General features: G+C 43.3%; 13 protein-coding genes. 7 read left to right on the top strand and 6 right to left on the bottom strand.

What is annotated here, in order from left to right; genetic code table 11:
* Positions 1–215: 215 nt before the first annotated feature.
* The gene (gene argS, locus FTU80_RS05555; protein WP_180024652.1) at positions 216–2,006 is read right to left on the bottom strand and encodes an arginine--tRNA ligase; all 1,791 of its coding nucleotides are present in this window, start codon (positions 2,004–2,006) and stop codon (positions 216–218) included.
* A gap of 177 nt (positions 2,007–2,183) precedes the next feature.
* On the opposite strand from argS, the gene FTU80_RS05550 reads away from it, so the two are divergent.
* Complete coding sequence (locus FTU80_RS05550; RefSeq protein ID WP_372491143.1) at positions 2,184–2,471, top strand: DUF2798 domain-containing protein; 288 nt, start codon at positions 2,184–2,186, stop codon at positions 2,469–2,471.
* A gap of 59 nt (positions 2,472–2,530) precedes the next feature.
* On the opposite strand, the gene FTU80_RS05545 is transcribed toward FTU80_RS05550, so the two are convergent.
* From FTU80_RS05545 to FTU80_RS05530, 4 genes are all read right to left on the bottom strand, one after another.
* Positions 2,531–3,124, bottom strand: coding sequence for a hypothetical protein (locus tag FTU80_RS05545; protein ID WP_180073348.1), 594 nt, complete (start codon positions 3,122–3,124; stop codon positions 2,531–2,533).
* 106 nt (positions 3,125–3,230) lie between these two features.
* Positions 3,231–4,541 carry a DUF445 domain-containing protein gene (locus FTU80_RS05540; protein WP_180084455.1) on the bottom strand — a complete coding sequence of 437 codons (1,311 nt, stop codon included), beginning with the start codon at positions 4,539–4,541 and terminating at the stop codon, positions 3,231–3,233.
* A 26-nt stretch (positions 4,542–4,567) separates the two neighbouring features.
* Positions 4,568–5,125 (bottom strand): hypothetical protein, encoded by a 558-nt coding sequence (locus FTU80_RS05535; protein ID WP_078193246.1) that lies wholly within the window; start codon positions 5,123–5,125, stop codon positions 4,568–4,570.
* Positions 5,126–5,184: 59 nt separating this feature from the next.
* Positions 5,185–5,724, bottom strand: a complete 540-nt coding sequence (locus FTU80_RS05530; protein WP_078190604.1) for a DUF924 family protein — start codon at positions 5,722–5,724, stop codon at positions 5,185–5,187.
* Positions 5,725–5,934: 210 nt separating this feature from the next.
* Between FTU80_RS05530 and gshA the strand changes: the two genes are divergently transcribed.
* Together gshA and FTU80_RS05520 are read left to right on the top strand one after the other, a co-directional pair.
* A complete protein-coding gene (gene gshA / locus FTU80_RS05525) occupies positions 5,935–7,512 on the top strand; it encodes a glutamate--cysteine ligase (protein ID WP_180084454.1) in 1,578 nt (525 codons plus the stop codon).
* Positions 7,513–7,533: 21 nt separating this feature from the next.
* A complete protein-coding gene (locus FTU80_RS05520; RefSeq protein WP_180073350.1) occupies positions 7,534–8,061 on the top strand; it encodes a disulfide bond formation protein B in 528 nt (175 codons plus the stop codon).
* Between the two features lie 63 nt (positions 8,062–8,124).
* Here the strand turns inward: FTU80_RS05520 and FTU80_RS05515 are convergent, their stop codons facing one another.
* The gene (locus FTU80_RS05515) at positions 8,125–9,456 is read right to left on the bottom strand and encodes an alpha/beta hydrolase (protein WP_078193243.1); all 1,332 of its coding nucleotides are present in this window, start codon (positions 9,454–9,456) and stop codon (positions 8,125–8,127) included.
* Positions 9,457–9,699: 243 nt separating this feature from the next.
* Here FTU80_RS05515 and FTU80_RS05510 point away from each other — a divergent pair, with 243 nt between their 5' ends.
* From FTU80_RS05510 to urtB, 4 genes are all read left to right on the top strand, one after another.
* Positions 9,700–10,299, top strand: coding sequence for a YqiA/YcfP family alpha/beta fold hydrolase (locus FTU80_RS05510; RefSeq protein WP_180084496.1), 600 nt, complete (start codon positions 9,700–9,702; stop codon positions 10,297–10,299).
* 188 nt (positions 10,300–10,487) lie between these two features.
* Entirely contained in the window at positions 10,488–12,368 is a 1,881-nt protein-coding gene (parE, locus tag FTU80_RS05505) for a DNA topoisomerase IV subunit B (RefSeq protein ID WP_180084453.1), read from the top strand.
* Between the two features lie 373 nt (positions 12,369–12,741).
* Positions 12,742–14,028: an urea ABC transporter substrate-binding protein gene (urtA, locus tag FTU80_RS05500; protein ID WP_180078537.1), complete on the top strand. Its 1,287-nt coding sequence runs from the start codon at positions 12,742–12,744 to the stop codon at positions 14,026–14,028.
* 95 nt (positions 14,029–14,123) lie between these two features.
* Entirely contained in the window at positions 14,124–15,758 is a 1,635-nt protein-coding gene (gene urtB / locus FTU80_RS05495) for an urea ABC transporter permease subunit UrtB (RefSeq protein WP_180084452.1), read from the top strand.
* The last annotated feature ends 3 nt before the right edge of the window (positions 15,759–15,761 follow it).

Here is a 15,761-nt window from a genome sequence, read left to right as displayed (position 1 = left end):
AACCTAGTGGGAACTGACCCAAAACCAAGTTCTGATTATTATATATTACATGACTGTCATGCTGTTTATGTTTAATTTTCACAATTTCAACATCTTCAAGTTTTCATTTAAAGATGACTGAATATCCATGAAAATACAGGCTCATAAAGAGCCTGTATATGCGTCAATGTATATGGTTCATACATGGACGGATTCTAACGTATACTAAGAATGGCTTACATTGATTCAGGCGCACTCACACCCAATAATTCAAGACCATTGCGTAAAACTTGCTGTACATTTACAGACAGTAATAAGCGCGCTTGAGTCAGTTCTGCATCATCACCCAAGACTTTATTTTCGTTGTACCAACCATGGAACAACGCCGCTAATTCTTTCAAGTAGTTACCTACTTGGTGAGGTTCATAGCTGTTTGCTGCACGCACCACAATTTCAGGGTAAGCCGCAAGTTTAGCAAGAACTTCAGTTTCAGCTTCTAACTCAAGTTTAGCTGCAAATTGACGTGCAGCTTCAGCAGAGAATTGAACGTCTGTCGCAGCGGCTTTTTCGAGCATACGGCAGATACGTGCGTGTGCGTATTGGATGTAGTACACCGCATTGTCTTTGCTTTGAGACACAGCAAGGTCTAAGTCGAAGTCAATGTGTTGTTCTGATTTACGCATGACATAGTAGAAACGAGCAGCATCGTTGCCTACTTCTTTACGTAAGTCGCGTAAAGTCACGAATTGACCTGAACGAGATGACATTTGAACCATCTCGCCGCCACGCCATAGGCTCACAAATTGAACCAAAAGCACCGTCAATTTTTTAGAATCATAGCCAAGCGCATCAATCGCTGCTTTCACACGTGCAATATAACCGTGGTGGTCTGAACCCCAAATATCCACGATATCGGTATAGCCGCGTTGTAGTTTATTTAAATGATAAGCAATGTCAGATGCGAAGTATGTAGTTTGACCATTACGACGTTTCACAACACGGTCTTTTTCATCACCAAAATCAGTTGATTTGAACCAGATGTTGCCATCTTTTTCGTATAAGAAACCACGTTGATCGAGCATTTGTAATGCTTCATCAATTTTTTCAGTCAAGGTTGCTTCGCTGAACCATTGATTGAAAGTCACGCCAAATTCACCGAGGTCATCTTTAATGTCATCAAGAATGGCTTTCAGCGCAGCTTGATGGAACACACGGTAACCCGCAGCCAAATGGTTTTGTGAATTATGAATTAGGCCATCAATGTGTTTTTCTTTATCGCCTGAAACAACGACTTTATTGCCTTCGCTATCGAGTTCAGCAGCATATTGCACATCTTCTGGAACATCTTTGTAGATGTCGGCAACAGGGCGTACATAAGCATCACCATCTTTGTCGATAATGCTTTGTGCGATTTCTTTAACGTAGTCGCCTTGATATGCATTTTTAGGGAAGACCAGTTGTTGACCGGTCAATTCTAAATAACGCAAGTAAGTCGATGTCGCCAAGATATCCATTTGACGGCCAGCATCGTTGACATAGTATTCACGGTCAACTTTGGCACCTGTTGCCTCAAGGAGATTGGCAACGGTCATACCGTAAGCTGCGCCACGACCATGACCCACGTGTAGGCTAGACGTTGGGTTGGCTGAAACGAATTCCACTTGAACACGTTTTTCAGCATTGGCCTGTGTGCGACCGAACTGATCTTTCTGAGCTTGAATTTGGTCTAAGACAGCAAAACGTTGGTCAGCATTTAAAAAGAAGTTAATAAAGCCAGGACCTGCAATTTCTGCTTTGCTGATATCTGCGACTTCTGGAAGATTTGCCAGAATTTTTTCGGCTAAATCACGCGGCTTCATACCTGCAGCTTTAGAGGCAATCATGGCAATGTTTGACGCAAAGTCACCGTGGCTTCGGTCTTTGGTTCGGGTCAAATTGCTAGTATTGTTCCAGTCAGTTGGGAGTACACCTTCAGCTTGAAGGGATTGCACTGCATGATCGAGCGCTGCTTGTATTGCCGTATTCATAATCAGTCGAAAAATAAATGTCGCAGAAAAACGGTAAATATAGCAAATTTCAGACTCTTTAGGTGAACCCATTTGTTGCGAATAAAAAATATTCGATAAAAGTGAAGCATTGCTTATATCGAAGTAAAACGATATAAGTGGTTTAGCGATTCAGGATCACTGCTTGAGTATATGGACATGTCACAACCCACCCCTAAAATTTTTGGCAATGTGCCGAAGTTAGCTGCACGCTGGGCGCTGATTATCGTGCCGTTTATTTTGTCTTGTCTCATGAGCGGCATTATTTCGTTTATTAATATGCTCAGAAATTTAGGCTGGTTTGAGGGATTTCTTACTCTATGGCTGCATAATTGGATGATTTCATGGGCAATTGCTTTTCCCATTGTGCTGATTTTATTGCCGTTTGTTCGAAAATTTACAGGCCTGTTGGTCGATATGTCAGGGCCACAGCCACCTGCAAAATAAGCCTGCATGTAAGTCACAGCTGAGTCAAACGGTGACTTACTGCATTTCGCTTTAAATATTTATAGGCTATCGCGACAACTCACTGCTTTAGAGAGTAACTCGGCTTTGTTGTTTTGGAAGGTATAGAGTTTTGAGGAATTAAACACTTTAATGACTTTGGCCTGAGCGACAGCGGTTTTAAAGCTTTGGAACTTTTGCTGATGGGCTGTCTCAAACGGATTTCCAAAGTTTTTATTGTCGAGCAGAATTTGAATTTGCCCCACATTTGTATCATGTGCTTTTAGGATCTCTTGGCCATCCGCGTTGCTTATACTGAAAGTTGGGCGCTGAGTGCTGATTTTGCAATTTAATTTGAAGCTCAAAGTGAAATTATCTGCCGATTTATTTTTGAGGGTAGATGTGCCTTGTTGATCATTTTCAATATAGATCCACTGATTTTTCGGCATATTGGTCAGTAGGGTTTCTAACTGTTGTTGGGTACTTTTGCTGATATCGACTGTGCCTTTTTTATCGATTTCAGGGGCTTTTTCTTTACCGAGCATGCCCATCACTTTGTCGCTGACTGTGCTACTGGTTTTGGAAATGGTCTGGCAAGCGCTTAAGCTACTGATGATTAGAATGAATGGTAGTGTATAGATGGCAGGTAAGTGCATAGATTTTATTGTTCTATTAAATTTTCGGATCGGCAAAGTTTAACGGTTCTACGCATAAAGCTCAAACCTGCGGCCAATCTCCTTTGAGGAAGACTGCTGCAGGCGGCTAAAGCAGCCATTCTACACAGGCACGAATAATCCCCAGTGCGAGGCCAATAAAACCGCCGACCACGACACCATTGACTCGGATCATATGCAAGTCGCCACCGACTTCGTTTTCGATCTTATCGATCATTTCACGTGAGTCCCATTCGTGTATACGTTCACTGATAAACCGAATGACTTTTTCGCTGTATTGATCAGAGAGATTGATGGCAATATCACTCATTTTTTCATTCAACAATTGGCGTACAGCGACGTTAGAGACAATATTTTCGCCCACTTGTTGAATGGCGACGCGTAGGTTTTGTGCAATGCCAGAGTCCGGCTTTTGTAGATCAGATTTAATCGCATCACATAAAATCACAACAGCGCCGCTTAAAAAGTTAAGCATTTGTGGGCTGTCTAATAAAGCGTCCTTGGTGCTATTCAGGCGTTGGCTGGCAACACTCTGATTGTCCGCCAGTTGCTGCATAAGCTGCTGTGCCATGTCTTCGATTTTACGGCGCCACGGATGTTCATGGTCAGCAAGCATGGACTCGACACGACTGACCAGTGAATCAATGGTGCGCTGCTGTACATCAATACCAATCCAGCTTGCACCTTTGGCGAGCTTCCAAACCCCGAGTTCTTTAAACAACTGACGTGATAAATCACGGGTTTGTTCAGGGTGCTGTAACATCCAGTCATGGGCTAAATCTAATCCACGTTGCAGGACATCTTGATGGAAATCATTTTCTAAAACTGCCCGCAGCATTTCACTGGCAAGATGGTTGACTTGCGTATTGCGTACCCATTGCACGCTGTTATTTTGGATAAAGCGTCCAATTTGTTCCTGACCGACAAATTCGAAAATTTTCGGTACCGTTTGCTGAATGACTTGGGTCACTTGCGCATTATTGTGCGGATTGGCCAACCATTTCCCGACGGCAAGAGAGAGATCCGTCTCCGCTAAGCTTTTTTCAACCACTTGTGGTGAAAGAAAATTTTCCTGAACAAAGCGGCCCATCGACTCGGCAATGCGTGCTTTATTACGAGGAATAATTTCTGTGTGGTCACGTAAAAATTTAGGAATCGGAATCCGACCAAAGGGATTGCGAAATAAAACGGTTATCGCATACCAGTCTGCCAAACCACCAACCACGCCAGCTTCTGCTGAAAGCATCAAAATATGAATGAGCCAAACATATTCGGGCAGCAATTTAGCTGCGATCATCAATGCAATCCACGCCAGCACCGCCACCACCAAAGCAATGGTGGCGAAGCGTTTACTGCGTTGCAGACTAGGTGAAACAGCGGGCTGTTCAGTTGGGCTCATCAATGATCGGGTCTCTATGGGTTGACTTATTTAGAGGTGGGCTCAGCGGCTACAGGCAAAGGATTTCCTTGGCTGTCTAAACCATATTTAGCTCCGAGTGACTGCAAAATCAAGCGAGCATCAAAGGCATCCTGAGGGGCTTTGGCACGATCTTTATAGCAAGTAATACTGTAGGAAACTTGAGTTGGATCGAGTGTGACCACCTGTGGAACGTCATAAAACGGGCCTGGCCAAAAACCAGGATGGCGACGGTAATAGCCATATGGATAAGGCATTGGGTCTGGGTAAATCACCGCTTGGCGCGGCGGTTTTTGACTCCGATTACTCGGGTCATCCATGACTTTAAAATATTGAAAGCCATTGTGTAGGGTGGTTTGAGCGGCTTTAACCAAGGTAATTTCTTCGGCAGTACCATAGCTCATATTGGGGCGAGCTTGAAAGCTAATACGGTAGCTTTGCGCATTTAATGGTGTCGCAGAATATTGACCGAGTTGTTCAAAGGTCAAAGGTTTTGATGGGGTTGTGGCACAGCCAGTCAAACCGAGTGCTGCGGTTATGGCTGCTGCGATAATGAGTTTGTTCATGCGCATACTCCTGTTTAGTCGGTTCATGGCAAGGGGAGATACTGGCCAAAAGCCGTCAATTAAAAGCTAGAATTGGGCTGGGTTAAAAATTCCAATTCCTCTGCTGTAGATGTTCTGCCCAATACCGCATTGCGATGCGGGTAACGTCCAAATCGATCGATAATCACTTTATGCTTTTTTTCAAATTCTAAGTTGATCGGATTGCCCAGTTGCTCAAATAATTTTAACGCGCTTTGATGGATTTTTGTCGATTCGCTATGCATAAAGGGCATATATAAAAATGAGCGCTGTTCAGGGCTTAATTGTAGATCTAAACCCTGCGCGATGGCTTCTTGTGCAAGCGCCAAAGCCAGTGCATCTTGGGCAAAAGCCAAGCCAGAGTCACGGAATAAATTTCTAGAAAATTGATCTAAAACAATAATTTCAGCCAATCGACCTTCGGCAGTCGTACGCCATTGCCACAGTTCTGCTTGACTGGCCGCTTGATGGATGTCTTTAAACTTTTTTTCGATTAAAACATCAAAATTATTGCTTTTAGCGAACCAATTGGGCTGATTTTCTGGGTTAAACCAAAATTCGAGAATATCTTGATAATTCATAAGTTTTAAGCATTATTAGCATATATTTGTTTATAAAATCACAAATTTCAAATGTCATATAGAGTAAGTTTGTGATAAAAAATTGCCAAAATAAAATCACGGTTTGTCTCAAAACTATACAGTGGGTCATATGCCCACTTCAAATCGCGTTATACTGATATAAACTGATGATTTTATTTTAGTAGTTTCTTCCATTTAAGCGAGATAGCAATGAGTCAACCCGAATCGACCTCTCAAGACATTTTACCGACTTGGGTAGATTCTTCGCTGATTAAAGGAATGTTGCGCGGTATTGAGCGTGAAAGCTTACGTATGCAAAGCAACGGTTTCTTGTCTCAGGCCGACCATCCCCAAGCTTTGGGTGCGGCTTTGACTCATCCGCATATCACGACAGACTATTCTGAAGCTTTAATGGAATTTATCACGCCGCCAAAAGAAACCATTACAGAGGCGTTGAACTATCTGCAAGATATACATGCTGTTGCGCATACGCATTTGGAACATGGTGAAAAACTTTGGCCGTTGTCGATGCCGTGCATGTTGGATAAAGACGAAGACAGTATTCGTTTAGCGCAATATGGCAGCTCGAATATAGGGCGTTTTAAAACCTTGTACCGTCGTGGTTTAGGGGTGCGCTATGGTCGCCGGATGCAGACAATTTCAGGGGTGCATTATAATTTATCCTTCCCAGATCATTTCTTTGAAGCACTACAACAACACGAAACTGACGATGCTCTCAAAGCATTGAGCTTACAGGATTATCGCAGTCATCGTTATTTTGGCCTGATCCGTAATTTTATTCGTTTAACGCCATTGGTGATGTTTTTGGTTGGGGCGAGCCCGTCGGTGTGTAAATGTTTTATGACTGGACGAGAACATCAGCTGTTACCGCTCTTAAAAGGCACGCTATTTTTACCTTATGCGACGGCACTGCGTATGGGAAATTTTGGCTATCAAAATTCAGCACAAAAACAGTTAGGGATTCACTACAACGACATTCAGGCGTATTTGGAAGGTTTGCAAAAAGCGGTGCATACCCCATATGCCGCATTTAGTCATTTAGGTTTAAATGATGAACTGGGTGAACCGATTCAAATTAATGACCATGTGTTGCAAATTGAAAATGAGTACTACAGTTTGGTTCGTCCGAAACAAGTGCCGCAGGATGGTGAAACACCGTCTGAAGCCCTGCAAAATCGTGGCGTAGGTTATGTTGAATTACGCGCGGTAGATGTCAATCCTTATAGCCCGATTGGGATCAATGAAGACACGGCAGGCTTGCTCGAAGTGGTGGCTTTGTACTGTTTATTGCAAAACAGCCCAGCGTTGTTAGATGCCGAACAAAATGAAATTGAGAAAAATCAGGCGGAAGTAGTGAACCGTGGTCGTGCCCCAAATGCAGTGATTTTACAGCAAGGGCAAGCGATTCCAATTGAAACATGGTGTCGTACACATGTTGCTGCGATGCAACCGTTGGCTGAATTGCTAGATGATTCTTACAATACAGATATTTACACTCAGGCAATGGCTGTGATGCAATCACGCATCGATGAAGTCGATGAAACATTGTCGGCACGTATGATTAGCGATACTTTAGAACAAGGTGGAACTTGGGGCTTTGGTAGCTTTATGGCCTTACAACATGCTGAAGTGTATGAGCAGCATGTCTTGAGCCCAGAAATTGCAGCATATTTTGCACAAGCTGCTGAGCAGTCTTTAGAAAAACAGGCTCAACTTGAGCAAGACTGCACCTTGAGTTTTGAAGAATATTTGAAAAACTTTAGATAAAAAATTTTAAGAGGATTTACCATGAAATGGAGTTTCCGCTTCGTGAGTGGTTTGTTGTTTTTAGCCAGTGTGATCGGTATGTCTTTTGCGCTGTTTTTAGAACATGTACAAGGCTTAGAACCTTGTCCGTTATGCGTATTCCAACGTATTGGTTTGATTGGACTCGGCATCATTTCATTGATTGCGTTGATTCACAATCCAGCATCGAATTGGGGTAAACGAATTTACGCATTGTTGGGGACACTGTCAATTCTATGGTCTGCTGGGGTGGCTGCGCGTCATATTTGGCTGCAAAACTTACCGCCAGATAAAGTACCGAGTTGTGGTCCGGGACTGGATTATTGGGTAGAAACGCTGCCTTTAAAATCGGTCTTTGAGCAAGTACTGACGGGTTCTGGTGAATGTGCCAAAGTGGATTGGACGTTCTTGGGGCAATCGTTACCGGTTTGGTCATTGGTGTTTTTTGCGGTATTAACCTTGCTCAGTCTTTGGCAGTTATTGCGTAAATACCCAAGCAGACCAGTGCCACGTTTACGTGATAAATTTTAATTTATTAATACATAAAAAAGCCCTCAGTTGAGGGCTTTTTTATGAGTCTGAATGGGGGGTACGTTAGGTTAGGGCAATGCCTTCCACACTTTCCAAGTCCATCATAAATTCATAGATATGATCACAAGCTTTATCGTCATTGTTTGGATAGAACCAATGCACGATTTGCTCAGCCACTTGCGGATGATGCTGAATTTCAAAATGGTTCAGGCCATAAAAAATCGCTTTATGTGAATCTGGCACTTTCAGTTGATACCGTGCATTTGGGTGTTCCCCCAATGCACTTTTTACACTGACCAAGTAATCTCCAATCACATGTCGAGTTTTATTGCGACGATGTTCATATTCGATGGTCCCTGCCACGAGGTAGGTATTGATATGCGATGGAATCGGGGCAGGTTTACGGTTGTCATCCATGAGCCCAATACGAACATCATTATGTTCCCAATCGTCATCACGCACGCTGCCATAGCGCAAATCTAAAATGCCGTTACTGCGAATATTTACCACGTGGCCCACGATTTTGACCAAGGGGAAACGCCCCAATTGATCTTGCAGATGAAATCCGATACGTTCAAGCACAGCACCATGATGCGGTGAGCCTAAGCAGACTAGATTTTCGACTTGATGAATCCATTGATACATATTTTGTTTGCCATAAAAAATGGCACTACGGGACACTAAGCCCCCCATACTATGACCAATTAAGTCGATACTGGTAATACCCGGGTTGCGACGGACCAAATCTTCTAATGTATTGGCAAGGCTGCGACCATTGGTCGAGATACGACGACCCGTGTTGTAATTTAAATACAGCATGGTGTTGTGGTCACGTTGTGACAGTAATTTTTCACCAATGCCGCCATATTTGGCTGTCGACCATGACAGATGATTCATGCAGAGCCCATGAATTAACAGGGTAATACGACCGTTTAATTCGCCTTTTTGTACCGCACCATAATGGTCGTAAACCACCATCGGTAAGGCCATCGGGTTGTGATATTTCAGTAAATAGTCGCCCAAGACCCCATTCAGTGCGCCCACTAAAAAATGTAAAGACGGGGTGAGGGGTTTGTCGTGTAAGCGTGGGAATTTTTCAATAATGCTACGCAGCGTCGGTGCGAGTAAATAATTGCCATAATTGAAAAAGGTGTTGTAAGAAAATTCATAAATCCGTGCAATGGTCGGCTGCTTATGAAAGGCTTTCGAGCCTTGTTCGCTCATTCCAAAAATACTGATTAAAATTTCACGTTGAATGTTTTTGATCAAATCATGCACGACATCACTAAAACGCATTGTCACGAGTTGTGCCAAACCTTCCAGCACATCTGCTTGACTGGGTGGCGTGCGGTCCCATTTACAATAGGTTTCATGCAATGGTGTTAAGCTAGGCATAATGTTCCTATCCTTACATTCAATGCTATCCCTCGATTGTATTTATTACTGGAATAGCCTGAAGTTTCATTGTTTATTTTATAAAATTCTCACGAACAGCTTTTACAATACCGATAACAGACCTGTCGGTGAATGCCTTTTGTCTGACAATTTTACTAAAAATTCAAATTTAGAAAATGTGACGTAGTTAGCACTTATATGCCACTTTTAAAGCAATTTAAAGATCAATTTGGAATCAAAATGATGAATATTGTGTATTTGCATGGTTTTCAAAGTAACTCAAATTCAGTGAAAGGGCAGATATTGTGGCGCTATTGCGCAGACTTAAATGGTGTGCACGTGCATTTGCCAGATTTGAATATGCCACCGCTACAGGTAATGCAGCAGATGTCAGAGCTGATTGAAGGTTTGGATGATGTGGTTTTGGTGGGCAGCAGTTTAGGTGGTTTTTATGCGACGCAGTTGATGGCACGGCATCATATTCCTGCAGTGCTCATCAATCCTGCGGTCTATCCATGGCAATTATTTCGTGATTTATTTGGCGAGACGGCATTACCCTATCAGGTGACTGAAACGTGGTGCTTGGATGATGCACAGCTCAATCAAATGCAGGCTTTGGCGGTATCTAAGGTTGAGAACGCAGATCAACTGTTGGTCTTGCTCCAACAAGGCGATGAAACCTTGGATTATCGAGATGCCGCTGGTTTTTATAGTGCGGCTCAAGCCGGCATGGCCATGTTGATCACTGAGGTGGGTGGAACACATGGCATGGATGATTTTGCAGAAAAAATACCGATGCTCTTGCAGTTTTTGTCCGATGCTGTCAAAAATATGCCTAAATAAAATGATCCAATACAAATGCTGAAAAGCTAGATCCAACATACAAAAAATGGGCAGTTACGACATCATTTGACGTTTAAATTGTTTAAGAAAATGGCGGCTGATCGCAAGAGATATGCATTTTAATAAAAAAGCATATACTGTAGCGCTTGAAGAAATGTTTTAACCAAAAAAGCAGGGAATTTTGCAACGTGACGCAATATACGGCTCAATCACTTGAAGTTTTATCTGGCCTAGATCCGGTACGTCGTCGTCCGGGTATGTATACAGACACTACACGACCAAACCATTTGGCACAGGAAGTGATAGATAACTCCGTCGATGAAGCGCTTGCAGGTCATGCCAACAAAATTACTGTGACGGTTTATAAAGATGGTTCTTTGTCGGTAGAAGACAATGGACGCGGTATGCCTGTTGATATTCATCCTGAGTATGGCCAAAGCGGGATTGAAATTATTCTGACCAAATTACATGCCGGTGGTAAGTTCAGTACCGATAACTACCAATTTTCAGGTGGTTTACACGGTGTGGGTATTTCGGTGGTGAACGCACTGTCAGATCGTGTTGAAGTGGAAGTTCAGCGTCAAGGCAATCTATATAAAATGGCCTTTGAACATGGCGTTCCTGTGGCACCGCTTGAGGTGTTGGAGGGTAAATGCGCTAAACGTGCAACGGGTACTACCGTGCATTTTTGGCCTGAAGCCAAATATTTTGATTCGCCTAAATTTGCGCTGAAAGCCTTAAAACACAACTTAAAAGCCAAGGCTGTTTTGGCGGCAGGCTTGCAGATTATTTATATCGATCAAATCAACAACGAAAAGATCGAATGGCAATTTGAAAATGGTCTGGTCGACTATTTGATGGATGAGCTACAAGACCGTGACATCGTTCCTGTTCCTGCATTTGTGGCGACTGGTGAAGCTGAACGTGCTAGTGCTGAATTTGCCATTTGCTGGAACGTTGAAGGCGGCGAACAGATTCAAGAAAGTTATGTCAATTTGATTCCAACTGCGCAAGGCGGTACACATGTCAACGGTTTACGTTCGGGTGTGACAGATGCGATTCGTGAGTTCTGTGAATTACGTAACTTGTTGCCGCGTAATATGAAGCTGTCTGCCGAAGATGTGTGGGATGGCGTCAACTTTATTCTGTCTTTAAAATTCCAAGAGCCACAATTTTCGGGTCAAACTAAAGAACGACTTTCAAGCCGTGAAGCCTCTAGTGTGGTGTTAAATATTGCCAAAGATGCCTTTGCACTGTGGCTGAATCAAAACTCCGATATTGCTATGCAACTGGCTGAAATGGTGATTGCCAAGGCTGGTCGCCGTTTAAAAGCTGCGAAAAAAGTTGAACGTAAGAAAATCGTTTCAGGTCCAGCTTTGCCGGGTAAACTGGCTGACTGTGTGGGGCATACCCTCGAAGAATCAGAACTGTTTATTGTGGAAGGGGATTCTGCAGGTGGTTCTGCCAAGCAAGCACGTGATAAGAACTTCCAAGCGATCATGCCGATCCGCGGTAAGATTTTAAATACTTGGGAAGTGTCTTCAGACGAAGTTTTGGCATCGCAAGAAGTACACGATATTGCGATTGCCATTGGCGTTGATCCGGGCAGTGACGACTTGTCAGAACTACGTTATGGCAAAATTTGTATTTTGGCCGATGCCGATTCAGACGGTCTACATATTGCGACGTTGCTTTGTGCTTTGTTCGTTAAACACTTCCCAACTTTGGTGGAAGAAGGGCATTTGTTTGTGGCAATGCCACCACTGTTCCGTATTGATGATAATAAAGACGTTCATTACGCGCTGGATGAGGAAGAATTAAATAGCATTTTGAAAAAATGCAAAACCAAAAATCCACAAATTACTCGATTCAAAGGATTGGGCGAGATGAACGCGAGTCAGCTGCGTGAAACCACCATGGATCCCGATACACGTCGTTTAGTGCAACTGGACTTGGATGACGTACAGTTTACTTCAGGTTTACTCGACAAATTATTGGCGAAAAAACGCTCTTCAGACCGTAAACATTGGTTAGAGCAGAAGGGTAATTTGGCCGATTTGGCGGTTTAAAAGTGCAATAAGAAAAAACCACGCAAGTGGTTTTTTTTTGCTTCAAATGTAGGAAAAGCTGCATGATTTGTGTGCTAAAACACCGTGTTTTTTGAAAAACGTCGCAAAATTGTTCAATTATAGGTCAAATGTTGGATACAAGTTTGTATGCATCTTTGCGGTGATTTTACGGTGTTTGGATCGAACCATAAAAAATTACAAGCAAAGTTTTTTGTTATAACTATATGAAAAATAATATTTAAAAATAAATAAAAGCACTCAATCAAAATAGAAAATAAGGCTTGGCACAGTTATTGAATTGCTCTGTTGTGATGAAAGACAACAAATGCATTTTAAAAATGTGACTTACAAGCTTAGGTTGGGAGTGTGAATAATGTTTCAACGCAATGTATTTGCTAAAAGTATTTTAGCGGCAACGATGACTGGGGCGATTGCTTTAACGGGCTGTTCAAAACCTGCAGAAGAAAAAACAGAAAGTGCTGCATCTGAACCAAAAGCCGCTGCAGCAAGTGGTGACACCATTAAAGTTGGGATCTTACATTCGCTGTCAGGCACGATGGCGATCTCAGAAACTTCTCTTAAAGATACGGCCTTGATGGCGATTAATGAAATTAATGCCAATGGCGGGGTATTGGGTAAAAAACTAGAACCTGTGGTGGTTGATCCGGCATCGGACTGGCCATTATTTGCGGAAAAAACCCGTCAGTTGATTACCCAAGACAAAGTAGCCGTGATTTTTGGTTGCTGGACGTCGGTATCTCGTAAGTCGGTTTTACCCGTGGTTGAAGAATTAAATGGCTTATTGTTCTACCCTGTTCAGTATGAAGGTCAGGAACAATCTAAAAATATTTTCTACACAGGTGCAGCACCGAATCAACAAGCAATTCCTGCTGTTGAATACCTGATGAGTGAAGAGGGTGGAAAGGCAGAACGCTTTGTACTATTGGGCACAGACTATGTTTACCCACGCACTACCAACAAAATCTTACGTGCATTCTTGAAGTCAAAAGGCATTGCCGATGCAGACATCATGGAAGAATACACGCCATTTGGTCATAGCAACTATCAAACCATTGTGGGCAATGTGAAGAAGTTTGCGGCAGGGAAAAAGACTGCTGTGATCTCGACCATTAACGGCGATTCAAATGTGCCGTTCTATCGTGAATTGGGCAACCAAGGCATCAAAGCTGCGGACATTCCAGTGATGGCGTTCTCTGTAGGCGAAGAGGAATTACGCGGTATCGACACCAAGCCGCTGGTCGGACACTTGGCATCGTGGAACTACTTCATGTCAGTGAAAAATCCAGTGAATACTGAATTCACCAATAAAATGAAGCAGTATGCCGTGGAATACAAATTGCCAAATGCAGACAAGTTTGTGACCAATGACCCGATGGAAGCTACCTATGTCGGCATCAATATGTGGAAACAAGCGGTAGAAAAAGCAGGAAGTACAGATGTCGATAAAGTGCGTGAAGCTATGGCCGGCCAAGAATTTAAAGCGCCATCGGGCTATACCTTGCAAATGGATGCGTCGAACCATCATTTGCATAAACCAGTCATGATTGGTCAGATCCGTGCCGATGGTCAGTTTGATGTGGTGCACAAAACCGCAAAAACCATTGCTGCCGAGCCATGGAGCCCGTACATCCCTAAATAATTCAATCCGAATGCCTGTTGCCATTGTGTAGCAGGCCTTTTTTGATGTGATCCCTAGATGGGGTTGTTCTATTACTCAATAGGGATGCTTATAAGATGAAAAAATTACGCAATTTCCCGATCCTTTTTCTATTCCTGAGCCAATTATTCTGTCTGCAAATCGTGCATGCAGAAACTGCAGCGAATGTCGTGCCTACGGTGCAATCTGTGCAGCAAGGTGATGCCATTCAGCAATTTGTTCGCGGGAGTTTTACCGAGCGCCGCAGCTTACTCAATCAATGGCCGGGCGATATTGAATCCTTAGATCAGCTGGCCGCATTGGTCGAAAAAGACCAGTTATATAGTGGTCAAAGCGGTCAAACCTATATTTTAGAAACTGACGAAAAATTATTGAGCTATCCAGATTTGCAAACCGTGACGGATTGGCCTGCCGATTTATCTCAAGTCACCTTGGTGAATACCCTTCGTAAAGCCTTAACGTTTGCGCAAGCGAAAGAAAAGCTTCAATCGGATGATTTAAACCAGCGTTTAGATGCGATCGATATTTTAGAAAATAACTTGGCTGAGTTGGATGTTAAAAATATTAATCAATTGTATTTAAATGAAAAAAATAACAAAGTTAAAGCCCGTTTAGCGCAGCTCAAAGCACGTTTAGACTATCAAAACCCCGATGTATTACAAAAAATACAGGCGGCTAAAGTGCTGCAAGATTCTAACCGTCCCGATGTGTTGGCAATGGTGGAGCAGGAATTACAACAAGCCAATCTGCATCCCGAGTTAAAAGCCGCACTGACAGAAGCCAAGAGCAATATTAAAACCCGTATTCAGGCCAGTGAATGGACTGGACATGTCTTTTCCGGACTGAGCACGGCCAGTATTTTACTGCTGGCGGCGTTGGGCTTAGCCATTACGTATGGCCTGCTAGGCGTGATTAATATGGCGCATGGTGAACTGATCATGATCGGGGCCTACACCACTTATGTGGTGCAAAGCCTGTTTAAGAGTTATCTCAGTAGCTATGTCGATTGGTACTTGATTGCCGCGATTCCTGCCGCATTTATTGTAAGTGCTCTGATCGGCATGTTGATTGAACGTACTGTTATTCGTCCCTTGTATGGCCGTCAATTGGAAACACTATTAGCCACCTTTGGTGTGAGCTTAATTTTGATGCAATTGGTACGCATGGTTTTTGGTGCGCAGAATGTCGAGGTGTCGAATATTTCATGGCTGTCAGGAGGGATCGCTGTGACACCGAGTCTGATGCTGCCTTATAACCGCATTGCCATTATTGGCTTTACCGCTGCGGTACTGTTGTTACTGGTTTACTTGCTGAATAAAACCCGCTTTGGTTTATTTGTTCGTGCCGTGACGCAAAACCGTCAAATGGCACAGGCCGTAGGTATCCGTTCTAGCCGCATTGACATGATGGCTTTTGGCTTAGGTTCAGGGCTTGCAGGTCTGGCAGGTTGTGCCTTAGCACAAGTCGGCAATGTCGGTCCTGATCTAGGTCAAAACTATATTATTGATGCGTTCTTGGTGGTTGTGGTGGGTGGTGTTGGCCAAGTATGGGGCGCAGTACTGGCTGCCTTAGGTCTAGGTGTCAGTGGCACTGTGCTGGAAATCGGCATGGGTGCGGTCTTAGCGAAAATTATTCTACTGGTTCTTGTGATTTTGTTTATTCAAAAACGTCCACAAGGTTTGTTTGCCATCAAAGGCCGTTTTGTGGAGTAAGCG

This window comes from Acinetobacter sp. YH12145 (genome assembly GCF_013418335.1).
Lineage (GTDB): Bacteria > Pseudomonadota > Gammaproteobacteria > Pseudomonadales > Moraxellaceae > Acinetobacter > Acinetobacter amyesii.
This window is presented reverse-complemented; position numbering and strand designations above follow the sequence as displayed.